The organism is Novosphingobium sp. FG137, from assembly GCF_057809735.1.
This window is the reverse complement of the sequence record NZ_JBMDKN010000008.1, coordinates 32,135-57,748: the sequence shown is the minus strand read 5'-3', so window position 1 is coordinate 57,748 and position 25,614 is coordinate 32,135. Positions and strand designations below refer to the sequence as shown.

Here is a 25,614-nt window from a genome sequence, read left to right as displayed (position 1 = left end):
ACTTGTCCATTGGTACTTGGGGGAGTCGCGCCGAATCTAGGTCAGGTTGACACAGTTGACACAGTCCAGAGCGAAAACTCCGGCCCCCGGTTTCGCGAAGGAAAACAGGCAGGCGATCGGCGGAGGAGGGCGTGACGGGCATGCCCCGAGTCCTACCCCGCCGGGCTGCCTGTAGGACAGCGTGAAATCGCGGCCTGATCAGTTGCCCGCGTCGATCAGCGCCTGAACCTTCTGGTAGAACGCTTCGCGCGCATCGCCTTCGGGACCCTTGGTGGCGCGGGTCCAGTCAGCATTGCTGGCGATCACCAGCCGGCGCTTGGGATCGATGAAGATGCCCTGCCCGAAGATGCCCTGCGCGGCGACCGAGCCATCATCATAGGTCCACCACTGGTAGCCATAGCCCTTGCCCGGCTCGCCGATGTCCTTCTGCTTGTGGATCGCCGCCGCAAACCAGTCCGCCGGCACGATCTGCTGGCCAGCAGCGTTGCCATTCGCGAGGACGAACAGGCCCATGCGCGCAAAATCGCGCGTCGCGGCTTGCAGGCAGCAGCCGGCGATCTCATGCCCGGTCTTGCCGAGCAGCCAGGTGGCCTTGGCTTCCATGCCGACGGGCTTCCAGATCTTCTCTTCAAGATACTGCGAGAGCGGCTTCTTCGTGGCAGAGGACACGAGCACGCCGATCAGGTTGGTCTCGCCGGTGTTGTAGTGCCACACCGTGCCCGGCGGATGCGCGCGGGGGAGCTTGCGCATATAGCTCACCGTCGCGTCCATGCCCTTCTCGGGCTCGGCATTGTTGAACAGGGCGACGTCGGCCTTGGGGTCCTCGTAGTCCTCGTTCCAGCGCACGCCCGAACTCATGGTGAGGAGCTGCGCCACGCTCACATCGTCATAGGCCGAGCCCTTGAGGTCCGGGATGTATTGGCTGACCTTGTCATCGAGGCTCTTGATATAGCCGTCCTTGATCGCCGCGCCGACCAGCGTGGAGGTGAAAGATTTCGCCACGGAGAAGCTGGTCCAGCGGCCCTTGGCATCGAACCCCAGCCCGTAGCGTTCCAGTCGGACCTTGCCGTCCTGCACGATCACCAGCCCGGCAGCGCGCTGGCTGGCCATGTAGCCATCGATTCCCGGCACAGTGAGCGGCTTGCCCGCTGGCAGCGGCAAAGGGTGATCCGAGGCGGCGATTTCGTGTGCTTCGGCAAGCACGGGCAAGCGGTCCATGGCGCGGAAGGCGGCATCGCGCTGCGGGACCGTCCACATCAGCACATCGCGGTTGGTCGGCATGGCCGCGAGCAGGCCGCGCGTTTCGGCATCGAGGCTGGCATACCAGCCAAGGCCGCCGAGCACGGCAAGCGCCGCCAATCCCAGAGCGATTGTCCTCTTGCGCATGCCGTTCCCCCTCTTGTCCCATGATTTGAGGGGGAAACTAGCGAACCGGGGGCGGCTGTCCAGTAGACGGCCGCCTTCGCCGGTCGCTCTACGCAGTTGCCGTCAGTCGGCGATCCAGTTGCCGTGGAAACCCGGCGGGATGCGGCAGGGGATATGGACGGTGGCGACCGGCTCGCCCGCGATGTCCTGCGCATCGAGGATGACGAGATCCGTCGTCCCGCTCGCGCCATCGATCACATAGCCCATCAGCCAGCCGTGGCCTTCGGGGGCATCGGCGCTCTGCGGCACGAACACGAATTCTCCCGGCACCTTGGCCGGTCCGAAGTCGCGAACCGTGCGCTCGCCCGTGTGCAGATCGAACGCGAAGATCGGGGCATGGCCGATGAAGTTTGCTGGATCATCGGTGGCGAGGCCCATGGACCACGCATAGCGATAGGGCTGGCCAAAGAAGCGCTCGTCCGGGCGCGGGAATTCCTGCGGCGTGGCGTCGATCGTCTTGCGGCTGACCGCGCGGGCGGCGGGATCGATGACCCAACGCTCAAGGCCGAGCGGCTTGCCGACGGGCCCGTCCACCCCGCCGCTGCCTGCAGGCTCGAACATCGTCTCATAGGCGCAAAGATCGACCACGACCGTGCCATCTTCGGCATCGTAGCTGTTGCTGACATGGAAGACGTAGAGCGGATCGACCTCACACCAGATGATCTCGTCCGCGCCGCCTTCGCGCGGGAGAAGGCCGACGCGCGCCTTGTGATCGGGATTCCACCTGTAGGGGAACGTCGCGCCGCCGATGACCGCGCTCATCGAGAAGGTCACCGGCAGATCGAAGATCAGTACGTAGCGCGCGGTCAGGCTGGATTCGTGGATCGAAGGGCCGTGTTCGACAGGGATGGTCACTTCGCGCGTTACCGAGCCTTCGGGCGATACCCGCACATACCAGACCTTGTCGTGCGTGGTGCCGTTGTAGGTGATGGCGTGGAGCTCGCCGGTCTGCGGATCCTCGTGCGGGTGGGCGGTAAAGGGCACGCGCAAGGTGCCTTCCAGATCGGTGTAGGCCACGCTTTCGAGATCGTGCGAAAGCTCGACCGGGAAGCTGCCCGCCTCGACCAGCGCCCAGGTCTTGCCGTTGTGGCCGATCACGTTGGTGTTGACCGTATCGAAGTCTGCCGAAAGACGCGGCCCGGGTGCTGCGGACGGACCGCCCTGCGCCTCAAGCTTGCGCGAGCGGATGTAGCGGTTCCGATACCACTCGGCCTTTCCGCCCTTGAGGTAGACGCCGTGGACCATGCCATCGCCGACGAACCAGTGATGCCCGCGCGGATCGGGCTTGAACGGGTTCGGGCCGATGCGGACATAGCGGCCGGAGAGGTCCGCCGGGATCGTGCCAGTGACGGTGAGATCGGTGATCGTCCGCTCCTCGCTCACCGGGGTGTGAAGCCCTGAAAGGAACGCGTGTTGGCGGTCTCTGCGCTGGCGCTTGCGATTGATGCCAGCGACCGTTTCCACGCCCTTGGTCACGACAGTGCGAATGGTGGTTTCGACGATGCTTGCCACAGCACAGAACTCCCCGTAGATGTTTATGCTGTAAACATAGAGGCGATGCTAACAGTGTCAACATCAATTGTGGAGCAGCGCGCCTATCACCATGGCGATTTGCGGGCAGCCTTGGTGTCGGCTGGCCTGCAGGCCCTGGAAAGCACGGATATTTCAGAGATTTCGCTGCGTGGGTTGGCACGCGAAGTGGGTGTTTCCGCGACGGCCGTCTATCGGCATTTCCCCGACAAGCGGGCGCTGCTCACGGCCATGGCCATGGAAGGGCTGGCCAGGCTTGGCCAATTGCAGCAGCGCGCGGCGGAAGATGCGGGGGATCAGGCTTTCTCCGCAACCGGCCGCGCCTATGTGCGATTCGCGCTGGCGAACCCGGGGCTGTTCCGCCTCGTCTTCACGCATTGCGACATGCGCAGCGATGGCTTGCCAGAGGGCAATCTTGCGGCGGACATGCTGCTGGGGCTCGCGGCGAAGGTTACCGGTGGTGACAAGGCAGCCGCCCGCCGCTTTGCGCTGCAGGCTTGGGCGCTGGTCCACGGCCTTGCGATGCTGATGCTGGACGGCCAGCTACCCGCCGATGAAGCCTTGATCGATCAGGTGATCGACGGCCCTTCGATGTGGCCGCAACGTTTGTGACAAGCGCATCCTGGCGGCACAGAAAAAGGGCCGGAAGGTTTCCCCTCCGGCCCCAATTCTTGTCGGCTTGAACGGCGAAGGACTTAGAAGTCCATGCCGCCCATACCGCCCATGCCGCCGCCCATCGGGGGCATCGCGGCCTTGTCTTCCGGACGCTCGATGATCGCGGCTTCGGTCGTGATCAGCAGACCGGCAACCGACGCGGCGTCCTGAAGCGCGGTGCGCACGACCTTGGTGGGGTCGATCACGCCAGCGGCCTTCAGGTTTTCGTAGGTGTCGGTCGCAGCGTTGAAGCCCTGGGTCTCATCGCCTTCGCGCAGCAGGTTGCCCGAAACGACCGCGCCATCGTGGCCGGCGTTCGTGGCGATCTGCCGGATCGGCGCGAGGATCGCACGGCGGACGATGTCGATGCCCTTGGTCTGGTCATCGTTGGCGCCCTTGAGGCCGACGAGGGCCTTGGTTGCGTAGAGCAGAGCCGTACCGCCGCCGGGGACGATGCCTTCTTCGACCGCAGCGCGGGTCGCGTGGAGGGCGTCGTCGACGCGGTCCTTGCGCTCCTTGACTTCGACTTCCGAAGCGCCGCCAACCTTGATCACGGCCACACCGCCAGCCAGCTTGGCCAGACGTTCCTGCAGCTTCTCGCGGTCGTAGTCGCTGGTGGTGACTTCGATCTGGGCGCGGATCTGCTCGACGCGGGCCTTGATCTCGTCAGCCGAACCGGCACCATCGACGATCGTGGTGTTGTCCTTGTCGATCGTGACCTTCTTGGCCTGGCCGAGCATCGCGAGCGTGACGCTCTCGAGCTTGATGCCGAGGTCTTCGGAGATCATCTCGCCGGCGGTCAGCGTGGCGATATCGCCCAGCATGGCCTTGCGGCGATCACCGAAGCCCGGAGCCTTGACGGCTGCGACCTTGAGGCCGCCGCGCAGCTTGTTGACCACGAGGGTGGCAAGCGCTTCGCCTTCGATGTCCTCGGCGATGATGAGGAGCGGACGACCGGTCTGCACCACGGCCTCGAGAACCGGCAGCATCGCCTGAAGCGACGAGAGCTTCTTCTCGTGGATGAGGATGTAGGGGCTGTCGAGCTCGACCGTCATCTTGTCGGGGTTGGTGATGAAGTAGGGCGAGAGGTAGCCGCGGTCGAACTGCATGCCTTCGACGACATCGAGTTCGAATTCGAGGCCCTTGGCCTCTTCCACGGTGATCACGCCTTCCTTGCCGACCTTGTCCATCGCTTCGGCGATCTTCTGGCCGACTTCGACGTCGCCATTGGCCGAGATGATGCCGACCTGGGCGATTTCGGCGGTGCCGGCGACCGGGGTCGAGCGGGCCTTGAGGTCCTCGACAACCTTGCTGACGGCGAGATCGATGCCGCGCTTCAGGTCCATCGGGTTCATGCCGGCGGCGACCGAGGTCATGCCTTCGCGCACGATCGCCTGGGCCAGAACGGTGGCGGTGGTGGTGCCGTCACCGGCGAGGTCGTTGGTCTTCGAGGCGACTTCGCGCAGCATCTGCGCGCCCATGTTCTCGAACTTGTCCTTGAGCTCGATTTCCTTGGCGACGGTGACGCCGTCCTTGGTGATGCGGGGCGCGCCGAAGCTCTTGTCGATCACGACATTGCGGCCCTTGGGGCCCAGCGTGACCTTGACGGCATCTGCGAGGATGTCGACGCCGCGCAGAATGCGCTCACGAGCGTCGCGGCCGAACTTTACGTCCTTGGCAGCCATGATGTTTTCCTTTGAATGAAAAGAGTTGGGTCAGGAAATCCGGATGATCAGCCGATCACGCCGAGGATGTCCGATTCCTTCATAATCAGCAGGTCTTCGCCGCCGACCTTGACTTCGGTGCCAGACCACTTGCCGAACAGCACGCGGTCACCGACCTTGACGTCGAGCGGGGTGATCGTGCCGTTTTCGGCGCGGGCGCCCGAACCGATTGCCACGACTTCGCCCTCGGCAGGCTTTTCCTTGGCGCTATCGGGAATGATGATGCCGCCGGCGGTCTTTTCCTCGGCTTCGACACGGCGCACGAGCACGCGGTCGTGCAGCGGACGGAAGGTCATGGGTATCTCCCTTGTTCCATGATACAGAAATGGCACTTGGCACTCTCAGGTGGAGAGTGCCAGCACGGCGCATATGGGTGGGGGGCGCAGGGAGGTCAACCTCCCGCACCCAAGTTTTTTAAGTGGGGAGGAGTCCCAGCTTCTCACGCCGGTTCCAGCGCCAGAGCAGCAATGCGGCCACGACGATGAGGCCGACGGCAAGCCCGATCCACACGCCGAGGCCCTGCAGCGGGGTCATCAGGCCGAGCCACAGCGCGGTGCCGATGCCCGGAATCCAGTAGCCGAACAGCGCGATGCCCATCGGCACGCGGGTATCCTGCAGCCCGCGCAGGAGGGCGGCGCCAACCGCTTGCGCACCGTCGAAGATCTGGAAGGCAGCCGCGACGACCATGTACTGCGTGGCAAGCTGGACCAGCCGCGCATTGGCGGGGTCTGCCGGGTCGATATAGGCGGCGAGGATGAGGTTCGGGAAGACCAGCATCAGCGTGGCCATCAACGCCATGAAGCCGATGCCAAGAACCATGGCAACCTGCCCGGACCGCGTGATCGCCGCCTTGTCCCGCCCGCCATAGGCAAGGCCGACGCGGATCGTGGCAGCCTGGGCAATGCCGAAGGGCACCTGGAAGGTGAAGGCAGCGAACTGCAATGCAACGGTGTGCGCGGCCAGTTCGACCTCGCCGATGCGGCCCATGAGAAAGGCCGCGCCGTTGAACATGCCCGCCTCAGCGATGATCGTGGCGGTGATCGGCAGGCCGATCCGCAGCACGTCGGCAAAGCGCGTCCAGTCCGGCCGCCACCAGCGCCCGCCAAAGCGATAGCGGCGCAGGCGACGATCGCTGCGGATGACGATGGCATAGGCGGCCAGCATGAACATGCTGGTGACGATGCTCGACAGGGCGGACCCGGTAAGCCCGAGCGCCGGCGCACCGAAATGGCCGAAGACGAACGTGTAGTTGCCAAGCGCGTTGACCGCGACGGCGAGGCCGTTGATCACCGTGCCGATGAGCGGGCGGCCAAGCGTCGAGACCACGGTGCGCAGCAGCGAAGCGAACACGGCGGGAACACAGGCCCACATCAGCACATTGAGGAACGGAACCGCGAGTGCGATCACGTCCTCGCTCTGGCCGGTGATGCGCATCAGCGGACCGCCGAGGAGGCACACGCCCATCGCGCCGACGCCCGCGATGACGCCCGCCCAGCCGGCCATGCGCACGGTGCGGCGCACTTCGCGCACGGCGTGGCGGCGTGCGCCGATTTCGGCAGCGATCAGCGGCGAAGCGGCGCCGACAAGGCCGGTGAGGCTCCAGATGAGGAGGCCGAACAGCGAGACCGAGAGCGCGGAGGCGGCCAGCGCCACGGGGCCGAGCCGCGCAACGAAGATCACGTCGACCGCCCACACCGCCATTTGCAGCAGATTCGCGCCCACGAGCGGCGCGGCAAGGCGCAGCGTCGCGCGCCATTCATCGCTCCAGCGGGTGGGTGCAGCTTCAAACATGGAGCGGGGCATAGGGACGGCGCGGCAGCTTGGAAAGGGCGCGCGGGGGCACATGCGGGCACTGCAAGCAAAAAGGGCAGGCCTTGCGGCCCGCCCTTTCCGTACCACGGGCGCTTCAAGACACCCGCGAAAGCCGTGAAGCTTACTTGATCTCGACGGTGCCGCCGGCAGCTTCGATCTTGGCCTTGATGTCCTCGGCCTCGGCCTTGTTGACACCTTCCTTGATCGCCTTCGGGGCGGCTTCGACGAGGGCCTTGGCTTCGGTCAGGCCGAGCGCGGTGATGGCGCGCACTTCCTTGATGACCTGGATCTTCTTGCCACCGTCGCCGGTCAGGATGACGTCGAATTCGGTCTTCTCTTCGACCACGGCAGCGGCTTCGCCGCCACCAGCGGGCGCAGCAACGGCAACGGCAGCAGCGGCGCTGACGCCCCATGCTTCTTCGAGAGCCTTGGCGAGGTCAGCGGCCTCGAGAACGGTGAGCTTCGAAAGTTCTGCAACGAGATTGGCGATATCGGCCATGATGATAACTCCTCAATGTGGTTTGCCCAAATGCAAATGATCTTGGGCGAATGATCTGAAAAACAGGTCTGAGATTGCTTGTCGCTTACGCGGCATCCTTCTCGGCGTAGGCAGCAAAGACGCGCGCCAGCTTGGCCGCCGGAGCGGTTGTGAGCTGGGCGATCTTGGTCGCCGGAGCCTGAATGAGGCCGATGAGCTTGGCGCGCATCTCGTCGAGCGAGGGCATCGTGGCGAGTGCCTTGATCCCATCGGCGTCGAGAACGACCGTGCCCATTGCACCGCCAACGATTTCGAGCTTGTCGTTGGTCTTGGCGAAATTGACGACGACCTTGGCGGCCGCCACCGGATCCGCCGAAGCGGCGATGCCGGTAGGACCGGTGAAGAGGTCACTCATGCCCTCGTACGCGGTGCCCTTGGCGGCAATCTTGGCCAGACTGTTCTTCGCAACCTTGAACGAAGCGCCCGCCTCGCGGACCTTGATGCGCAGGGCGGTGGACTGGGCCACCGACAGGCCGAGGTTGCGGGTGATGACCACCACGCCTGCCTCGTTGAACACCTCGGTCAGGAAGGCGACCGATTCGGCTTTCTGCGAACGATCCATGCCATACTCCTTCACATGTGGCCGAAGGGGGCACGCCCCCGACGACCGGCTACATTTGTCCATGGCACACGGGGTACCACGGGCGAGTCCGCTGAGGGGGGAAGGAGCGCGCGGTAAACCGCACGAATGGCTGGCGTTCCGCATGAGAGCGGACCATCAGGCCGTGGGCGCTTGCGGCGCCCCGAAACTCTTTTCCCCGTCTAGGCTGGAGATTAAGCAGGAAGCCTGCACCAGCTGTCTCGGACGGATGACCTTCGGAAGCCGAAGCTCGTCTGGTCGGCCGGCGCATTGGCGCAAGTGGGGGGAAGAGTCAAGCAATGCGGGCTGCGGGGTGGTGCGGAGGTGCGGCGCTGGTTGACAATCCACCCCTCTGCGCCTAACTCGCGGCGCTTGCCCACTGCTTCGAGCAAGGCGGTCCCATACGCGGGGGACGGCCCAGGAAGGAAGCGGTTCGGGTTTCGTCTGACGCGATGATGCCAATTGCCACCGGGAATCCAGCTGGAATCCATGGGTGGTGCTTGGCGTTTCGCCTTTCAGGCACCACACGCCGCGTGTGGTTTTCGCCGGATTTCCAGCCTTCCGGGCTGCGGCCGGCACGAGTGACAAACAAGAGGCTGAACCTTTCATGGCTACCAAGGCATCCCCCTCGGCCAAGCCGGCACGCGCCGGTTTCAAGAAGCGTATCCGCAAGATCTTCGGCGACATCCACGAAGTGGTGCAGATGCCGAACCTGATCGAGGTTCAGCGCGAAAGCTACGAGCAGTTCCTGCGCTCCGATCCCGCCACGGGCTATGTCTCGGGTCTGGAAAAGACGCTGCGCTCGGTCTTCCCGATCCAGGACTTCGCCGGCACCGCCAGCCTCGATATCAAGGAGCGCGACGGCTATGTGCTCGAGGCGCCGAAGTACGACGTCAACGAATGCCGCCAGCGCGGGATCACCTACGCTGCGCCGATGAAGGTGACGCTCAAGCTCGCGACCTTCGAAGTCGACAGCGAGACCGAGACCAAGAGCCTCATCGATATCAAGGAGCAGGACGTCTACATGGGCGATATCCCGCTCATGACCGACAACGGCACCTTCATCATCAACGGGACCGAGCGCGTCATCGTCAGCCAGATGCACCGGTCGCCGGGCGTGCTGTTCGACCATGACCGCGGCAAGACGCACTCCTCGGGCAAGTACCTGTTTGCCGCGCGCGTCATTCCCTATCGCGGTTCGTGGCTCGATTTCGAGTTCGACGCCAAGGACATCGTGAACGTCCGCATCGACCGCAAGCGCAAGCTGCCGGTGACGGCGCTGCTCTATGCGCTCGGCCTCAACGGCGAGCAGATCCTCGACTTCTTCTACTCCAAGGTCGTGTGGGCGCGTGCCGAGGGCGGCTGGAAGGTGCCCTTCGTGCTCGACCAGTGGCGCGGCACGAAGCCGGCATTCGATATCGTCGATGCCGCCTCGGGTGAAGTCGTGTTCCCCGCCGGCACCAAGATCAGCCCGCGCGCGGCCAACAAGGCGGCCAAGGACGGCTTGCAGAACCTGCTCATTCCGACCGAGGAAATCTTCGGCCGCTATGCCGCCAAGGACATGATCGACGAGAGCACCGGCCGCATCTGGATCGAGGCGGGCGATGAAGTCTCGCCCGAAAACCTCGAAGTGCTCGACAAGGCCGGCGTCGACGTGCTCGAACTGCTCGACATCGACCACGTGAACACGGGTCCGTGGATCCGCAACACGATGAAGGCCGACAAGGCCGAAGACCGCGATCAGGCGCTTTCGGACATCTACCGCGTGATGCGCCCCGGCGAGCCGCCGACGCGCGAGACCGCCGAAGCGCTGTTCGACGGCCTGTTCTTCGATCCGGACCGCTACGACCTTTCGGCCGTGGGCCGCGTCAAGCTCAACATGCGCCTCAGCCTCGATTGCCCGGATACCGTCACCACGCTGCGCACCGACGATATCCTGGCGGTGGTCAAGGAACTGGTGAACCTCAAGGACGGCAAGGGCGAGGTTGACGACATCGACAACCTCGGCAACCGCCGCGTCCGCTCGGTGGGCGAGCTGCTGGAAAACCAGTACCGCGTCGGCCTGCTGCGCATGGAACGCGCGGTGAAGGAGCGCATGAGCTCGGTCGACGTATCGACCGTGATGCCGAACGACCTCATCAACGCCAAGCCCGCCGTGGCCGCGGTGCGCGAGTTCTTCGGTTCCTCGCAGCTCTCGCAGTTCATGGACCAGACCAACCCGCTTTCGGAAGTCACCCACAAGCGCCGCGTTTCGGCGCTCGGGCCGGGTGGTCTGACCCGCGAGCGCGCCGGCTTCGAAGTGCGCGACGTTCACCCGACGCATTATGGCCGCATCTGCCCGATCGAAACGCCGGAAGGCCCGAACATTGGTCTGATCAACTCGCTCTCCACCTTCGCCCGCGTCAACAAGTACGGCTTCATCGAGACGCCGTACCGCAAGGTCGTGGACCAGAAGGTCACCGGCGACGTGGTCTATCTCTCGGCGATGGAAGAGCAGAAGCACACCGTGGCGCAGGCCTCGGCCGGGCTCAACCCCGACGGTTCGTTCGCGGAAGAGCTCGTCTCGGCGCGGCAGAACGGCGAATTCGTGATGAGCCCGCGCGAGAACGTGACGCTCATGGACGTCAGCCCCAAGCAGCTGGTGTCGGTCGCGGCCTCGCTCATTCCGTTCCTCGAAAACGACGACGCCAACCGCGCGCTGATGGGTTCGAACATGCAGCGCCAGGCGGTGCCGCTGGTCAAGGCCGACGCACCGTTCGTGGGCACCGGCATGGAAGAGACCGTGGCGCGCGATTCGGGCGCCGCGATCTCGGCGCTGCGTTCGGGTGTGGTCGATCAGGTCGACGCGACCCGTATCGTGATCCGCGCTTCGGGCGATATCGAACCCGGTCAGTCGGGCGTCGACATCTACCGCCTGCAGAAGTTCGAGCGCTCGAACCAGTCGACCTGCATCAATCAGCGTCCGCTGGTGAAGGTGGGTGATCTGATCGAGAAGGGCATGATCATCGCCGACGGTCCCTCGACCGAATTCGGCGAGCTGGCGCTTGGCCGGAACGTGCTCGTCGCGTTCATGCCGTGGAATGGCTATAACTACGAAGACTCGATCCTGATCAGCGAACGCATCGTGAAGGAAGACGTCTTCACCTCGATCCACATCGAGGAGTTCGAGGTCATGGCCCGCGATACCAAGCTCGGGCCGGAAGACATCACCCGCGACATTCCGAACGTTGGTGAAGAAGCGCTGCGCAACCTCGACGAGGCGGGCATCGTCTACATCGGCGCCGAAGTGCACCCGGGCGACATTCTTGTCGGCAAGATCACGCCGAAGGGCGAATCGCCGATGACGCCGGAAGAGAAGCTGCTCCGCGCAATCTTCGGCGAGAAGGCGAGCGACGTGCGCGACACCTCGCTGCGTCTGCCGCCGGGCGTTTCGGGCACGATTGTCGATGTACGCGTGTTCAACCGCCACGGCATCGAGATCGACGACCGTACCCGCGCGATCCAGAACGAGGAAATCGAACGCCTCGCCAAGGACCGCGAGGACGAGCGCGCGATCCTCAACCGTGCAACCTTCAACCGTCTGCGCGAAATGCTGCTTGGTCAGGTTTCCGCCGCGGCGCCCAAGGGCGTCAAGAAGGGCGAAGAGATCACCGAGCAGGTGCTCGCCGATGTCGAACGCCACGAGTGGTGGAAGTTCGCCCTCGCCGACGATGCGCGCCAGCAGCAGCTGGAAGCGGTCAAGGCGCAGTACGACACCGCCGTCCGCGCGATCCAGGAGAAGTTCGAGGACCGCAAGGAGAAGCTCGAGCGCGGTGACGAACTGGCACCCGGCGTGCTCAAGATGGTCAAGGTCTTCGTCGCGGTGAAGCGCAAGCTGCAGCCGGGCGACAAGATGGCCGGCCGTCACGGCAACAAGGGTATCATCAGCCGCATCCTGCCGCAGGAAGACATGCCGTTCCTCGAGGACGGTACGCCCGTCGACTTCGTGCTCAACCCGCTGGGCGTGCCTTCGCGCATGAACGTCGGGCAGATCTTCGAAACGCACCTCGGCTGGGCCGCACGCGGCCTCGGCAAGCGGATCGGCGCAGCGCTCGATGCATGGCGCGAGGCCAATCCGAACCCCGAAGCCGGTGCGCCGCCCGAAGCGGTGCGCGAACTGCTGACGGAGATCTACGGCGACAACTACAGCGCCGAGATTGCCGCACGCAGCGACGAGCAGATCGTCGATCTTGCCCAGTCGGTTCGCCAGGGCGTGCCGATGGGTTCGCCGGTATTCGACGGTGCGGTGGAGAAGGACGTGACCGACATGCTGCGTCTCGCCGGGCTCGATGAATCGGGCCAGGTGACGCTCTATGACGGTCGCACCGGCGAGGCTTTCGACCGCAAGGTCACGGTGGGCATGAAGTACGTGCTCAAGCTCCACCACCTTGTCGACGACAAGATCCACGCGCGTTCGATCGGGCCCTACAGCCTCGTCACCCAGCAGCCGCTGGGCGGCAAGGCCCAGTTCGGCGGCCAGCGCTTCGGCGAAATGGAGGTCTGGGCGCTGCAGGCCTATGGCGCGGCCTACACGCTGCAGGAAATGCTCACGGTGAAGTCCGACGACGTGGTCGGCCGCACCAAGGTCTACGAAGCGATCGTCAAGGGTGACGACACCTTCGAAGCCGGCATTCCCGAGAGCTTCAACGTGCTCGTCAAGGAAATGCGCAGCCTGGGTCTCAACGTCGAACTTTCGTCGGTGGATGTCGACGAAGACGGCGTGGCGATCGCGGCGGAGTAAGCAGTCAGGGCCGGTGTGGCACATGCCCGCCGGCCAACCGACTGATCGCGCTTAGAGTTTCCCTCCAAGTGAGGAATGAAGAATGAACGACCTTACCAAGTTCACCAACCAGATCGCCAAGCCCGAGACTTTCGACCAGATCCAGATCGGTCTGGCGAGCCCCGAGCGCATCCGCAGCTGGTCCTTCGGCGAGATCAAGAAGCCGGAAACGATCAACTACCGCACGTTCAAGCCCGAGCGTGACGGCCTGTTCTGCGCGCGCATCTTCGGCCCCGTGAAGGACTACGAGTGCCTGTGCGGCAAGTACAAGCGCATGAAGTACAAGGGCGTCGTCTGCGAAAAGTGCGGCGTCGAAGTCACCGTCACCAAGGTGCGCCGCGAGCGCATGGGCCATATCGAGCTGGCCGCGCCGGTTGCGCACATCTGGTTCCTGAAGTCGCTGCCTTCGCGCATCGGCCTGCTGCTCGACATGCAGCTCAAGCAGCTTGAGCGCATCCTCTACTTCGAGAGCTATGTCGTGATCGAGCCGGGCATCACCGCGCTCGAGCGTTACCAGCTGCTCACCGAAGACGAACTGCTCGACGCGCAGGACGAGTATGGCGAAGACGCGTTCTCGGCCGGCATTGGCGCCGAGGCGGTCAAGCAGATGCTCATGGACCTCGACCTCGAGCAGGAACGCAAGGACCTGCTGGAGGAGCTCGCCACCACCAAGAGCGAGCTGAAGCCCAAGAAGATCATCAAGCGGCTCAAGGTCGTCGAATCGTTCATCGATTCGGGCAACCGTCCGGAGTGGATGATCCTCGACGTGATCCCGGTCATTCCGCCCGAACTGCGCCCGCTGGTGCCGCTCGATGGTGGCCGCTTCGCGACCTCGGATCTCAACGATCTCTATCGCCGTGTCATCAACCGCAACAACCGCCTCAAGCGCCTGATCGAGCTGCGCGCGCCGGACATCATCGTGCGCAACGAAAAGCGCATGCTGCAGGAAGCCGTTGACGCACTGTTCGACAACGGTCGCCGCGGCCGCATCATCACTGGCGCCAACAAGCGTCCGCTGAAGTCGCTGTCCGACATGCTCAAGGGCAAGCAGGGTCGCTTCCGCCAGAACCTGCTCGGCAAGCGCGTCGACTATTCGGGCCGTTCGGTGATCGTGACCGGTCCCGAGCTCAAGCTGCACCAGTGCGGCCTGCCCAAGAAGATGGCGCTCGAACTGTTCAAGCCGTTCATCTACGCCCGCCTCGATGCCAAGGGTCTCTCGATGACCCTGAAGCAGGCCAAGAAGTGGGTCGAGAAGGAGCGCAAGGAAGTCTGGGACATCCTGGATGAAGTGATCCGCGAGCACCCGGTGATGCTGAACCGCGCGCCGACGCTCCACCGTCTCGGCATTCAGGCGTTCGAGCCCGTGCTGATCGAAGGCAAGGCGATCCAGCTGCACCCGCTCGTCTGCTCGGCATTCAACGCCGACTTCGATGGTGACCAGATGGCCGTCCACGTCCCGCTTTCGCTGGAAGCCCAGCTTGAAGCGCGCGTACTGATGATGTCGACCAACAACATCCTCTCGCCCGCCAACGGCAAGCCGATCATCGTGCCTTCGCAGGACATGGTGCTGGGCCTCTATTATCTGTCGATGGACCGTCAGGGCGAGCCGGGCGAAGGCATGATGATGGCCGACATGGCCGAAGTGCATCAGGCGCTGTTCGCCGGTGCCGTCACCATGCACACCAAGATCGTGGCGCGCGTGCCGCAGACCGACGAGAACGGCAAGCAGTACCTCAAGCGTTACAACACGACGCCGGGCCGCATGCTCATCGGCGAATGCCTGCCCAAGAGCAGCACGGTTCCCTTCGAGCTGGTCAACCGCCTGCTCACCAAGAAGGAAATCGCCGACGTCATCGATCAGGTCTATCGTCACACCGGCCAGAAGGACACGGTGCTGTTTGCCGACGCGATCATGGCGCTGGGCTTCCGCAACGCGTTCAAGGCGGGCATCTCGTTCGGCAAGGACGACATGATCATCCCCGACAGCAAGGACGCGCTGGTGGGTGAGACCAAGGAACTGGTCGCCGACTACGAGCAGCAGTACCAGGACGGCCTGATCACCCAGCAGGAAAAGTACAACAAGGTGATCGACGCCTGGAGCCGTTGCGGCGATCAGGTGGCCGCGGCCATGATGGAAGAGATCAAGGCCACTCCGCTGGACGACCAAGGCCGTGAGGCGCAGGTCAACTCGATCTACATGATGAGCCACTCCGGCGCGCGTGGTTCGCCGACGCAGATGAAGCAGCTCGCCGGTATGCGCGGCCTGATGGCCAAGCCTTCGGGCGAGATCATCGAGACGCCGATCATCTCGAACTTCAAGGAAGGCCTGACCGTCCTTGAGTACTTCAACTCGACCCACGGTGCTCGCAAGGGCCTCGCGGACACCGCGCTGAAGACCGCCAACTCGGGTTATCTCACGCGCCGTCTGGTCGACGTTTCGCAGGACTGCGTCGTCACCATCGACGATTGCGGCACCGAGCGGGCGCTCGAAATGCGCGCGATCGTTCAGGGTGGTGCGACGATCGCATCGCTTGGCGAACGTATCCTGGGCCGCACGCTGGCCGAGGACATGATCGAGGCGAAGACCGGCGAAGTGCTGATGCCCAAGGGCACGCTGCTGGATGAGGCCGCGATCGCGAAGATCGAGGCTGCGGGCTCGCAGTCCGCGCGCATCCGTTCGCCGCTGATCTGCGCGGCGCAGGTCGGTGTTTGCGGCACCTGCTACGGCCGCGACCTTGCGCGCGGTACGCCGGTGAACATCGGTGAAGCGGTTGGCGTCATTGCGGCGCAGTCGATCGGCGAGCCGGGCACGCAGCTCACCATGCGTACGTTCCACATTGGTGGTGCGGCGCAGGTGAACGAGCAGTCGAACCTCGAATCGCTGTGCGACGGTACCGTGGTCTACCGCGATATCCCGACCATCACCGACTCGCGTGGTCGCCGCCTCAGCCTTGCCCGCAACGGCGAGATTGTGGTGCTCGACAACGAGGGCCGCGAGCGCGCCATGCACCGCGTGCCTTATGGTACGCACCTGATCCACGAGAACGGGGCCACGGTGAAGTTGGGCGAACGCCTGGCTGAATGGGATCCGTTCACCCTGCCGGTGATCACCGACAAGCCGGGTGTGGTGCGCTATCAGGACCTGATCGACGGCCGTACGCTGACCGAACTGGTCGACGAAGCGACCGGCATTGCCCAGCGCGTCGTGACCGAAAACCGCGCTGGCGGGCGGGCCAAGAAGGAAGACCTCCGTCCGCGCCTGACCCTGCTTGACGAGAATTCGGGTGAAACCGCGCGCTATCTGATGGCGCCGGGCACCACGCTTTCGGTCGAGGATGGCCAGACGGTTCAGGCGGGTGACGTGCTGGCGCGTGCCAGCCGCGAAGCTGCCAAGACCCGCGACATCACCGGCGGTCTGCCGCGCGTGGCCGAGCTGTTCGAAGCGCGCATCCCGAAGGACAACGCGATCATCGCGAAGATCTCGGGCCGCATCGAATTCGTTCGCGACTACAAGGCCAAGCGCAAGATCGCGATCATCCCCGAGGAAGGCGATCCGGTCGAGTATCTGATCCCCAAGTCGAAGGTGATCGACGTTCAGGAAGGCGACTGGGTCAAGAAGGGCGACAACCTCATCAGCGGTTCGCCCAACCCGCACGACATTCTGGAAGTCATGGGCGTCGAAGCTCTGGCCGAATACCTCGTGGCGGAAATCCAGGAAGTCTATCGTCTGCAGGGCGTGAAGATCAACGACAAGCACATCGAGGTGATCGTTCGCCAGATGCTGCAGAAGGTCGAGATCACCGATGGCGGCGATACCACACTGCTGGCAGGCGAGCAGATCGACCTCGAGGAAATGAACGAATACAACGCCAAGCTCGCGCCGGGCATGCGCCCGGCCGAAGGCAAGCCGGTGCTGCTGGGCATCACCAAGGCTTCGCTGCAGACGCGTTCGTTCATCTCGGCGGCTTCGTTCCAGGAAACCACCCGCGTGCTCACGCAGGCGGCGGTCGAGGGCAAGCGGGACTCGCTGATCGGCCTCAAGGAGAACGTGATCGTGGGCCGCCTGATCCCGGCGGGCACGGGCGCGGGCATGAACCGCCTGCGCGTTGCGGCTACCAGCCGCGATGCCGCGCTGCGCGCTTCGTATCGCAAGCTCCAGGAATCGCTCATCGCGCCCCATTCGGCGGCCGAAGAGCATGCCGCCGAGCTGGCCCAGGGCCCCGAAGCGGCGATCGGCAACGATCCGCTGGCGGCGGTCGAGGGTGAGACCCACGGTCTCGACGCCGATGCCGGTGACTACCTGATCAAGGATGGCGAGGCCTGATCGGCTGACCTGACCTGACTGACCAAGTTGAAAACCCCGTCGGCCCTGGCCGGCGGGGTTTTTGATTTGTTGTCTGCGGCCTACGTAGTTCAAACAGTCCGGAATGGGGGTAGTTGCAAGGGCTTGGCCAATAGGAACCGCGTGACGGACGCCCCCTCCGGCGATCCGCTATCGGAGTCCTCTGGCATGCTCAGCGGCGTCAAGCTCAGCGGCATCAAGCTAAGTGACAAGGCACGCCGCGGCGCGCGGCTTCTCATCGGCATGCTGCTCGCGCTCATCGCACTCGCCTCGGCTGTGGTCTACGCCATCCGCGCCGATGGCCCGATGACCCAGGACAGCGCACTCCAGGCCGAGATTCTCGCCGACGTGCTGCCGCCGCCGGCCTTCGTGGTCGAGCCCTATCTCAATGCCGCGCTGATCGTGCACGATCCCGACCGGGCGGGTCCCTATCTCAGCGAGCTCAAGGACGAGCACGCCGAGTTCGAAGCGCGCAAGACTTACTGGAAGACTGCGCCGGTCCCGGAGCAACTGCGCCAACCGCTCAATGACACGATCGCGGCGGCCGAGAAGTTCTGGCAGATCATGGACAGCAAGTTCCTGCCCGCCGTGAAGAGCGGCAATCGCGCTGCGATGGGCGAGGCGTTTTCGATGGATATCGCGCCGATCTATCGCGTGCAGCGCGAGCAGGTGCGCAGCATCGTGGCGCTCAGCCGGACCTACAGCACCGAGACTGCCCGCACCAACGCCGGGCGAATCGGCCTCGCACTGTCCGGACTGGCCGCGCTGGCGCTGGCGATGCTGGGGCTGATCCTGTGGAGCGCACGCGCCGCGCAGAAGCTGCTGGTCTTGCCGCTGGTCGAGACGGCGACGACGATGCAGCGCATGGCGGACGGCGATACGAATGTCGCCATCGCAGGTATCGAGCGGGCAGACGAAATCGGCATGGTCGCCCGCGCCATGCGCGTCTTCCGCGAGGCCGAGGAAGGGCGCCGCCTGGCCTCCACCGAGCAGGCCGCAGTGGTCACCGCACTTTCAAACGGGCTGGCCCGGCTCGCGGCCAAGGATCTGGAGCACCAGTTGGATGAGCCGTTCCCCCCTGCCTACGAACTGCTGCGCGAAAACTACAACGCGGCGGTGTCCTCACTGGCGGAAGCGCTGCGGATCGTGCGGGTCGGCACGGCAAGCGTGAAGGGCAGTATTTCCGAGATCGGCGCTGCCTCGCAAGATCTGGCGCAGCGCAATGAAGCCCAGGCCGCGCGCATTGCCGAGACGGCGCGGGCGATGGACGCGGTGACCGGCATCGTCCACGAAACCGCGAACGGGGCGCAGGCGGTTAGCCAGACCATCACCCAGGCCGACCGCGAGGCAGGCGAGGGCGGCGACGTCGTGCGCCGCGCGATCGAAGCCATGGCTGCGATCGAGCAATCCGCGCAGGAAATCGGCCAGATCATCAGCGTGATCGACGGGATCGCGTTTCAGACCAACTTGCTCGCGCTCAATGCGGGGGTCGAGGCTGCACGTGCCGGGGAGGCAGGCAAGGGCTTTGCCGTCGTCGCCACCGAAGTGCGCGCGCTCGCCCAGCGCAGCGCCGATGCGGCGCAGAGCATCAAGGCGCTGATCACCGCCAGCGGCGAGCAGGTCGGCGCGGGCGTCGAGCTGGTGCGCGAAAGTGGGACCCGGCTTGAGGCGATCGTGCGGCGAATCGGCGAGATCGGCTCGCTGACCGGCAATATCGCCGGATCGGCGACACGTCAGGCAGCCAACCTCAGCCAGATCAATGCAGCGATGGGCGAAATGGACCGGATGACCCAGCAGAACGCGGCAATGGTCGAGCAATCCACGGCGGCGACACGCAGCCTTGCTGCCGAAGCCGTCCGCCTCAACGAACTGGTCGCCACCTTCCGCACGCGCGATGTGGCGCGCCGGCCGGCGGCGCTTGCCGCCCCCGATGCGATACGGCGCAAGTCCGCGGTCGAGAATCGGCCCGCGCCGCAGCCGCTCGCGCTGGCGAGCTGATCGGATCAGGCCCCCGCTCAAGCGTTCTCGCAGGCCATCCGTTCAAGCGCGGCAAAGCTTTCGAGCACGCCTGGATCCGCGAACGGTGCGACTTGCGCGAGGATGACGCCGGCGAGATCGCGATCGGTATCGATCCAGTAGTAGCAGTTGAAGATGCCGGCCCAGTGCAAGCTGCCCGGCGACCGGCCAGCGGGGCCGGTCTCGGTGTTGACGAGGAATCCGCCGAGGGTCCAGCCGCCGCGCTGGCCGGGAAGCGGGTCGAACGCGCTGGCAAAGCTTGGCATCGCGGTGGTCATCTCGCCCGCCGAGAGCTGCGCGGGGAGTGCATCCTCGCGCGCGATCCGGGCCATATCCGGAGAGAGCACGCGAACCCCGTCGAGCTCGCCGCCGCGCAGGATCATGCGCAGGAAGCGTGCGTAATCACCGGCGGTCGAGGACAGGCCGCCGCCGCCGTTGTGATACTCGCCGCCGCCGAGCACCATGCCCTGCGTCTTGAAGCCGCCTTCGGCTTCGCGCACATGGACTTGCGCCTCATTGGCATCCCAGGAGTCGCGGAAGCGGGTCTGCGTCATGCCCAGCGGCCCGGTGATCTCTTTCTCGAACCATTCGCCGAGCGTCATGCCGGTCACCGCTTCGACGGCAAGGCCTGCCCAGTCGATCCCGACGCCGTACTGCCAGTTCGTGCCCGGATCGAACATCAGCGGCAGGTCGAGGCTGGCGCGCTTGCCCGCTGCCATCTTGCCGGTGGCCATGGCATGGCGCAGCAGGTCGGCGTTCATGAAGGTATAGCCGCAGCCGGAGGTGTGGAGCAGCAAGTGGCGCAGCGTGACGGGTGACGCGGCCGGGCGCAGGATCGGCTTGCCGTCCGCATCGAAGCCGTCCAGCACTTGCGGCTCGGCGAGCTCGGGGAGGATCGGCCCGACCGGCGCGTCGAGATCGAGCTTGCCGCGTTCGACCAACTGCAGCACCGCGACGCTGGTGAGCGCCTTGGTCATCGAGGCGATCTGGAACAGCGTGTCCTCGCGCATCGGCACGCCGTTTACCGCATCCGCCTGCCCGAAGGCGCGGGCATAGCGGGTGTCCTTGCTGTCGGTGATCAGGGCCACCGCGCCCGGCAGGTTTGCAGCCGCTACCGCGGCCTCGAATTCAGCGATGCCCTTCATGTCCGGTCCTCTCGTGTTGTGCTGCCCTTCTGCGGGGCAATCAGCGCGGCTTGCGGTGCTCGCCCTTGACCCAGCGGACCGTGCCCGAGCTGGCGCGCATCACGACGCTTTCGGTCGTCATCACCCCGCTCTTGTTGATCTTGACGCCCGCGAGCAACGAACCATCGGTCACGCCGGTCGCGGCGAAGATGCAGTCGCCCTTGGCGAGTTCCTTGAGATCATAGACCTTGTTGAGGTCGGTGATGCCCCATTTGCGCGCGCGGGACTTCTCGTCCTCGTTGCGGAACAGCAGACGGCCCTTGAACTGCCCGCCGACGCAGCGCAGCGCAGCTGCCGCAAGCACGCCCTCGGGCGCGCCGCCGGTGCCCATGTAGAGATCGATGCCGGTGTCCTCGTTGGTCACCGCGATCACGCCCGCCACGTCACCATCGGGGATCAGGCTGATGCCGCAACCCAGCGCACGCAGTTCGGCGATGAGTTCGGCATGGCGCGGCCGGTCGAGCACGCAGACGATGATGTCGCTGGGATCAACGCCCTTGGCCTTGGCGACGGCGCACACGTTTTCGCCCGCCGTGCGGTTGAGATCGATGATGCCGTCGGGATAGCCGGGACCGACTGCGAGCTTTTCCATGTAGACGTCGGGCGCATTGAGCAGACCGCCCTCTTCGGCGACGGCCAGCACGGCAAGTGCGTTCGGGCCGGCCTTGGCGGTGATCGTGGTGCCCTCGAGCGGATCGAGCGCGATGTCGATCTTCGGGCCCTTGCCGGGCGCGGCACCAACCTTCTCGCCGATGTAGAGCATCGGCGCCTCGTCGCGCTCACCCTCACCGATCACCACGGTGCCGTCCATGTAGAGTTCGTTGAAGGCGGCGCGCATGGCTTCCACCGCAGCGGCATCGGCAGCCTTCTCGTCGCCGCGGCCGATCAGCCGCGAGGCCCCGATGGCGGCCGCCTCGGTAACGCGGACCATCTCGAGGACGAGGACGCGGTCAAGTACCTGCGAGGCGGCTGGTGCGGGTCGGATGTCGGTCACGTTGACTCCTGAGGCTCATTGGCGGAAGCTGCCCTGCCCTAGACGGGAGGATGCAGGGTTGTCGAGGCGCGGAATACTATACAGACGCGCGTTTCGCGCATTCCTATGCGTAAACCTGTCGTTCCTTGCAATGGGGATGGCCCGTGCGCAATCGGCGCCGGCGGCGGACGCGGCACAAGCACCCGCCGCAAGCGCGGCTGCGCCGACGGATTCGGGGGATACTGACAGCAATGCGCAGATCGCCCAGCGGCTGCTCACCGCAGGCCAGCCCAAGAAATGCGAAAAGGCTGGCCCGGACGGCGCGATTGTCGTCTGCGGCGGCCGTGAGGCGAACGAGAAGGAGCGTCTGCCGCTGCGAGATCAGCTCGATTCGGCGCGCTCCACCAACGATGGCCTGCCGCGTGCGCCCAATGTCAGCGGCCTGCGCGATTGCAGCAGGGGCTGCATCGGCTTCGGTTCGGCACCAACGCCGATGTACTTTTTCGACATCACCAAGCTGCCCGAAGCGCCGCCCGATTCGGATGCCGACAGGATCGCGCGCGGGGAGATTCGGGCGCCTTAGGGCAGATTCGGGGTCGCCCGATCACTCAAGGCTCCGGCCATGGCGGGTCAATCCTCGAGGATGTGCATCACCAATGGCGGTGCGCCGAGGCTGGGGGAGCCATCGAGCAGGCGCAGCGCCTCGGCAATCGCGCTTTCGGGGCCTTCGTGCGTGACCATGGCGACCAGTACCTGATCCGCGCTGCCTAAGGCCGCGCGGCCCTTCTGGATCAGGCTTTCGATCGAAACCCCGGCATCGCGCATTGCGGCGGTGATCTCGGCCAGCACGCCGGGGCGGTCGGCCACGGTGAAGCGGAGGTAGGCCTTGCCGGTGCGGTGGCCGCTATCGGCCGGCGCGGCCATTTCGAGCTCTGCCGCCGGGATAGAGAACGGCGCGCCGATATCGCCGCGCGCAATGTCGATAAGGTCGGCCACCACGGCGCTTGCGGTCGGGCCATCGCCCGCGCCCGCGCCCTGGAACAGCAGGCGGCCGACGAAATTGCCTTCCGCCACGACCGCATTGGTTGCCCCATCGACATGGGCGAGCGGGTGGTCGCGGTGGACCAGCATCGGATGGACCCGCTGGAACAGCCTGCGCTGGCCAGCCTCGTCGACGGCGGTTTCAGCCATGCCGATCAAGCGGATATAATAGCCCAGCGCATCGGCCTGCGCGATATCGGCGGCGAGCACGCGGCGAATGCCGGTGGCAGCAACCGGCTTGAAATCCACCGCCGTGCCGAAGGCGATGCTGGAGAGAATCGCCAGCTTGTGCGCCGCATCGATGCCGTCGATGTCGAACGTGGGGTCGCTTTCGGCATAGCCCTTGGCCTGCGCTTCAGCCAGAACATCGGCGAAATCGCGGCCGGTGTCCTCCATGGTCGAGAGGATGTAATTGCAGGTGCCGTTGAGGATGCCGTAGATGCGGTCGATGTAGTTGGCCGCCGCGCCTTCCTTGAGCGCCTTGATCACCGGGATGCCGCCCGCCACCGCCGCTTCGAACTTGAAGGCGACTTTCGCGGCCTCGGCCTTGGTAGCGAGTTCGAGCCCGTGATGCGCGACCATCGCCTTGTTGGCGGTCACCAGCGCCTTGCCCGCCTCGAACGTGGTGCGCGCGAGGGCGAGCGCCGGGCCATCGGCGCCGCCGACGAGCTCGACGACGACGTCGACATCGGGCCGCTCGCCGAGGATCACCATGTCGTCTTCCCAAGCGTAGGACGAGAGATCGACACCGCGGTCCTTGCTGCGGTTGCGCGCGCTGATCGCGCTGATCGTGATCGGACGGCCCGCACGGCGCGCAATGAGGCCTGCGTTGGCTTCAAGCAGGCGGATGACGCCGCCTCCGACGGTGCCAAGACCGGCCAGCGCGATGCGCAAAGGTTCGCTCATGATGATCCCCGTAAAATCTTATGGTGCGCCTTAGGGTAGCTGATCCGCCCTCGCAACCGCCGGTGGTGAGTGTGGATCAGGGTGCCCCGCGCTTGCGGGCGCAGGGGCCGAGATCGGCCATCACCTGGGCATAGTCTTCCGCAGCGATTCGCCGGTCGGCCAGCGTGGCGGAGATATTCGCGCGCTCAGGCAGTCGGCCGGGCAGCCCGCAGGCGAGGCGATACCACGCAAGCGTCGCGGGAAGCGGTGCGTGCGCCGCCGAATCGACGATTTCGGTGAAGCTCACACCCCATGTCGTCGGCTGGCCGGGACGCCGGAGCACCGAGATCGAGACTGGCGCGCCGGTTGCCGTACCAAGGAAAAGCTGGGTTTCCCCCTCGCCCGCGAGGTTGCCGGCGACGTGCAGCGCCTCGCGCACTGCGGTGATCGCGGGCGGAGCATCGGGCCGCGAGGTCTCGGTCAGAATCGCGCGCAATGTGGCTTCGCGAGCGGGGGTGAGCACCAGCATGGCATCGGGCGCGACAAGCTGGAGCTCGCCCGGTCGGTCGGGCACTGGGCGGGCCAGTACGAGCACTTGCGCCTTGTTAAGTCTGGGCGGCTTGCCGCGCGCATCGAGCGGAACATCGGCGAGAAACCGGATCGATTCGCCAAGGTTTTCGCCGATCAGCAGCGCCTGCGTGCGGGCCTCCACATAGAGCCGGGCGCGACCGGCGGGCAGGCCAGGTGCTTCCTCGGGCTTGAGCCGCACGGCCTTGCGCACTTCGGCACGCGCCACGACCTGCGCGGACAGGGCGAGATCGACAAGATCGGCGTATGTCAGGTCCGGATCGGCCTCCAGCCCCGGCGCCATGGAAACAGACAAAGTTGTTTCCTGTCCGTGGCTTGCCGCAGCGCTGCCAAGGCTGAGCGCGGCGGCTGCGAGCAACCGGGCCCACATGGGGAGGGAAGCGTGTTTCCGGCGGGAGCATCTGGTGCGGGGCATGCGGTGATCCTTAGAATCGCTGGCGCCGAAAGGCGATGGCGGCGGTGCCAAGACGCGTTTCAGGCAGCGAAACCGTGAATTGAAGGTTAACCGATAAAGCATTTGCGCGCCTTTGGCTTCGGCGTTAAAGCTCGCCGTTGTCGGGGATTTCAACAATGAAAGCCCGCAAAAGCCGCCGCCGGGTTCCTTGCACCCGATGTCGGCGGTCCGGTTTGCCGGCAGGGTGGAATGAAATCGCTGGATTGGCCAATCGCGCTGGATGGGTGATTCCATGCGCGATTCCGTAAACGTAGGCATCCACCGGATGTCAGTCGTTTGCGGAGTATCAGGAGTTTTGGAGCTGAATGGCATACGCTGACCAACAGATGAGCGGTAACAAGATCACCGCGCTCATCATCGTTGCGATCCTTCACGTCGGCTTGGGCTACGCTCTGGTAACGGGGCTGGCTTACGAGGCGTACAAGAAGGTCAAAGAGGTGACCTCGGCGGTCAACATCGAGGAAGAAAAGCCGCCGGAGACGCCGCCCCCGCCGCCGCCGCCGAAGGATCAGCCGCCGCCGCCCATTGTGGCGCCGCCGCCCCCGATCACCTTCAACGCGCCTGCGCCGCAGATCGAAACCGTGACTCAGGCGCCGCCTCCGGCTCCGGTGTTCACGACCGCTGCGCCGCCTCCGCCGCCGCCGCCGCCGCCGCCCAAGTTCCAGCCGAAAGGCCCGGCTCCGAAGGGCAGCCCCGGCAACTGGGCTACGTCGAACGACTATCCTTCGCGCGCCCTGCGTGAAGAGCGTGAAGGCGTTACCGGGTTCCGCGTGTCCGTTGGTACCGACGGTAAGGTCACGTCCTGCGAAATCACCAAGTCGAGCGGCAGCCCCGATCTCGATCAGGCGACGTGCGACAACGTCCGCCGCCGCGCCCGCTTTGCGCCGGCGACCGACGGTGAAGGCAATCCCACATCCGGTTCGTACACAAATTCGATCCGGTGGGTGATCCCGAAGGACTGATCTGATTGGCGCGGCCTTTCCTTTGGGGAGGGCCGCGACGCTCGAGCTTATCTTTTTGACCCTTTGTACGAAATTTTGAAGAGGAAG

At 65.1% G+C, this 25,614-nt stretch carries 17 protein-coding genes; 6 read left to right on the top strand and 11 right to left on the bottom strand.

Annotated elements, in window-relative coordinates:
* Window positions 1–198 precede the first annotated feature (198 nt).
* Together ACODS2_RS19750 and ACODS2_RS19745 are read right to left on the bottom strand one after the other, a co-directional pair.
* A complete protein-coding gene (locus ACODS2_RS19750) occupies window positions 199–1,386 on the bottom strand; it encodes a serine hydrolase domain-containing protein (protein ID WP_489000310.1) in 1,188 nt (395 codons plus the stop codon).
* 102 nt (window positions 1,387–1,488) lie between these two features.
* Window positions 1,489–2,889, bottom strand: a complete 1,401-nt coding sequence (locus ACODS2_RS19745; RefSeq protein WP_489000309.1) for an 8'-apo-carotenoid 13,14-cleaving dioxygenase — start codon at window positions 2,887–2,889, stop codon at window positions 1,489–1,491.
* On the opposite strand from ACODS2_RS19745, the gene ACODS2_RS19740 reads away from it, so the two are divergent.
* Window positions 2,839–3,567 carry a TetR/AcrR family transcriptional regulator gene (locus tag ACODS2_RS19740; protein WP_489000308.1) on the top strand — a complete coding sequence of 243 codons (729 nt, stop codon included), beginning with the start codon at window positions 2,839–2,841 and terminating at the stop codon, window positions 3,565–3,567. The two genes, ACODS2_RS19745 and ACODS2_RS19740, sit on opposite strands and share 51 nt — an antisense overlap.
* Before the next feature lie 83 nt (window positions 3,568–3,650).
* Here the strand turns inward: ACODS2_RS19740 and groL are convergent, their stop codons facing one another.
* The 5 genes from groL to rplJ form a co-directional block, all read right to left on the bottom strand.
* A complete protein-coding gene (groL, locus tag ACODS2_RS19735; protein WP_489000307.1) occupies window positions 3,651–5,294 on the bottom strand; it encodes a chaperonin GroEL in 1,644 nt (547 codons plus the stop codon).
* Between the two features lie 47 nt (window positions 5,295–5,341).
* Window positions 5,342–5,629, bottom strand: coding sequence for a co-chaperone GroES (groES, locus tag ACODS2_RS19730; protein WP_298172885.1), 288 nt, complete (start codon window positions 5,627–5,629; stop codon window positions 5,342–5,344).
* Between the two features lie 118 nt (window positions 5,630–5,747).
* Window positions 5,748–7,124 (bottom strand): MATE family efflux transporter, encoded by a 1,377-nt coding sequence (locus tag ACODS2_RS19725; RefSeq protein ID WP_489000306.1) that lies wholly within the window; start codon window positions 7,122–7,124, stop codon window positions 5,748–5,750.
* A 142-nt stretch (window positions 7,125–7,266) separates the two neighbouring features.
* Window positions 7,267–7,644, bottom strand: coding sequence for a 50S ribosomal protein L7/L12 (gene rplL / locus ACODS2_RS19720; RefSeq protein WP_147159526.1), 378 nt, complete (start codon window positions 7,642–7,644; stop codon window positions 7,267–7,269).
* A gap of 85 nt (window positions 7,645–7,729) precedes the next feature.
* The gene (gene rplJ, locus ACODS2_RS19715; RefSeq protein ID WP_489000305.1) at window positions 7,730–8,245 is read right to left on the bottom strand and encodes a 50S ribosomal protein L10; all 516 of its coding nucleotides are present in this window, start codon (window positions 8,243–8,245) and stop codon (window positions 7,730–7,732) included.
* A 625-nt stretch (window positions 8,246–8,870) separates the two neighbouring features.
* Between rplJ and rpoB the strand changes: the two genes are divergently transcribed.
* The 3 genes from rpoB (at window position 8,871) to ACODS2_RS19700 (ending at window position 19,422) form a co-directional block, all read left to right on the top strand.
* Complete coding sequence (rpoB, locus tag ACODS2_RS19710; RefSeq protein ID WP_489000304.1) at window positions 8,871–13,043, top strand: DNA-directed RNA polymerase subunit beta; 4,173 nt, start codon at window positions 8,871–8,873, stop codon at window positions 13,041–13,043.
* Window positions 13,044–13,125: 82 nt separating this feature from the next.
* Window positions 13,126–17,406 carry a DNA-directed RNA polymerase subunit beta' gene (rpoC, locus tag ACODS2_RS19705; RefSeq protein WP_489000303.1) on the top strand — a complete coding sequence of 1,427 codons (4,281 nt, stop codon included), beginning with the start codon at window positions 13,126–13,128 and terminating at the stop codon, window positions 17,404–17,406.
* Window positions 17,407–17,547: 141 nt separating this feature from the next.
* Window positions 17,548–19,422: a methyl-accepting chemotaxis protein gene (locus tag ACODS2_RS19700; protein WP_489000302.1), complete on the top strand. Its 1,875-nt coding sequence runs from the start codon at window positions 17,548–17,550 to the stop codon at window positions 19,420–19,422.
* 17 nt (window positions 19,423–19,439) lie between these two features.
* On the opposite strand, the gene ACODS2_RS19695 is transcribed toward ACODS2_RS19700, so the two are convergent.
* Window positions 19,440–20,585: a serine hydrolase domain-containing protein gene (locus ACODS2_RS19695; RefSeq protein ID WP_489000301.1), complete on the bottom strand. Its 1,146-nt coding sequence runs from the start codon at window positions 20,583–20,585 to the stop codon at window positions 19,440–19,442.
* 40 nt (window positions 20,586–20,625) lie between these two features.
* Window positions 20,626–21,618, bottom strand: coding sequence for a class II fructose-bisphosphatase (gene glpX / locus ACODS2_RS19690; RefSeq protein WP_298165475.1), 993 nt, complete (start codon window positions 21,616–21,618; stop codon window positions 20,626–20,628).
* Window positions 21,619–21,754: 136 nt separating this feature from the next.
* Between glpX and ACODS2_RS19685 the strand changes: the two genes are divergently transcribed.
* Window positions 21,755–22,180: a hypothetical protein gene (locus tag ACODS2_RS19685; RefSeq protein WP_489000300.1), complete on the top strand. Its 426-nt coding sequence runs from the start codon at window positions 21,755–21,757 to the stop codon at window positions 22,178–22,180.
* Window positions 22,181–22,227: 47 nt separating this feature from the next.
* Here ACODS2_RS19685 and ACODS2_RS19680 read toward each other — a convergent pair whose 3' ends face one another.
* The gene (locus ACODS2_RS19680) at window positions 22,228–23,544 is read right to left on the bottom strand and encodes a homoserine dehydrogenase (protein WP_489000299.1); all 1,317 of its coding nucleotides are present in this window, start codon (window positions 23,542–23,544) and stop codon (window positions 22,228–22,230) included.
* A gap of 76 nt (window positions 23,545–23,620) precedes the next feature.
* The gene (locus ACODS2_RS19675; protein ID WP_489000298.1) at window positions 23,621–24,406 is read right to left on the bottom strand and encodes a hypothetical protein; all 786 of its coding nucleotides are present in this window, start codon (window positions 24,404–24,406) and stop codon (window positions 23,621–23,623) included.
* A gap of 464 nt (window positions 24,407–24,870) precedes the next feature.
* On the opposite strand from ACODS2_RS19675, the gene ACODS2_RS19670 reads away from it, so the two are divergent.
* A complete protein-coding gene (locus ACODS2_RS19670; RefSeq protein WP_421836568.1) occupies window positions 24,871–25,527 on the top strand; it encodes an energy transducer TonB in 657 nt (218 codons plus the stop codon).
* The last annotated feature ends 87 nt before the right edge of the window (window positions 25,528–25,614 follow it).

What these genes read in the sequence shown, in the direction of transcription:
- ACODS2_RS19750 (WP_489000310.1), bottom strand. Translation starts at nt 1,386, where the DNA reads ATGCGCAAGAGGACAATCGCTCTGGGATTGGCGGCGCTTGCCGTGCTC.
- groL (WP_489000307.1), bottom strand. Translation starts at nt 5,294, where the DNA reads ATGGCTGCCAAGGACGTAAAGTTCGGCCGCGACGCTCGTGAGCGCATT.
- groES (WP_298172885.1), bottom strand. Translation starts at nt 5,629, where the DNA reads ATGACCTTCCGTCCGCTGCACGACCGCGTGCTCGTGCGCCGTGTCGAA.
- ACODS2_RS19725 (WP_489000306.1), bottom strand. Translation starts at nt 7,124, where the DNA reads ATGTTTGAAGCTGCACCCACCCGCTGGAGCGATGAATGGCGCGCGACG.
- rplL (WP_147159526.1), bottom strand. Translation starts at nt 7,644, where the DNA reads ATGGCCGATATCGCCAATCTCGTTGCAGAACTTTCGAAGCTCACCGTT.
- rplJ (WP_489000305.1), bottom strand. Translation starts at nt 8,245, where the DNA reads ATGGATCGTTCGCAGAAAGCCGAATCGGTCGCCTTCCTGACCGAGGTG.
- rpoB (WP_489000304.1), top strand. Translation starts at nt 8,871, where the DNA reads ATGGCTACCAAGGCATCCCCCTCGGCCAAGCCGGCACGCGCCGGTTTC.
- rpoC (WP_489000303.1), top strand. Translation starts at nt 13,126, where the DNA reads ATGAACGACCTTACCAAGTTCACCAACCAGATCGCCAAGCCCGAGACT.
- ACODS2_RS19695 (WP_489000301.1), bottom strand. Translation starts at nt 20,585, where the DNA reads ATGAAGGGCATCGCTGAATTCGAGGCCGCGGTAGCGGCTGCAAACCTG.
- ACODS2_RS19685 (WP_489000300.1), top strand. Translation starts at nt 21,755, where the DNA reads ATGGCCCGTGCGCAATCGGCGCCGGCGGCGGACGCGGCACAAGCACCC.
- ACODS2_RS19680 (WP_489000299.1), bottom strand. Translation starts at nt 23,544, where the DNA reads ATGAGCGAACCTTTGCGCATCGCGCTGGCCGGTCTTGGCACCGTCGGA.
- ACODS2_RS19670 (WP_421836568.1), top strand. Translation starts at nt 24,871, where the DNA reads ATGGCATACGCTGACCAACAGATGAGCGGTAACAAGATCACCGCGCTC.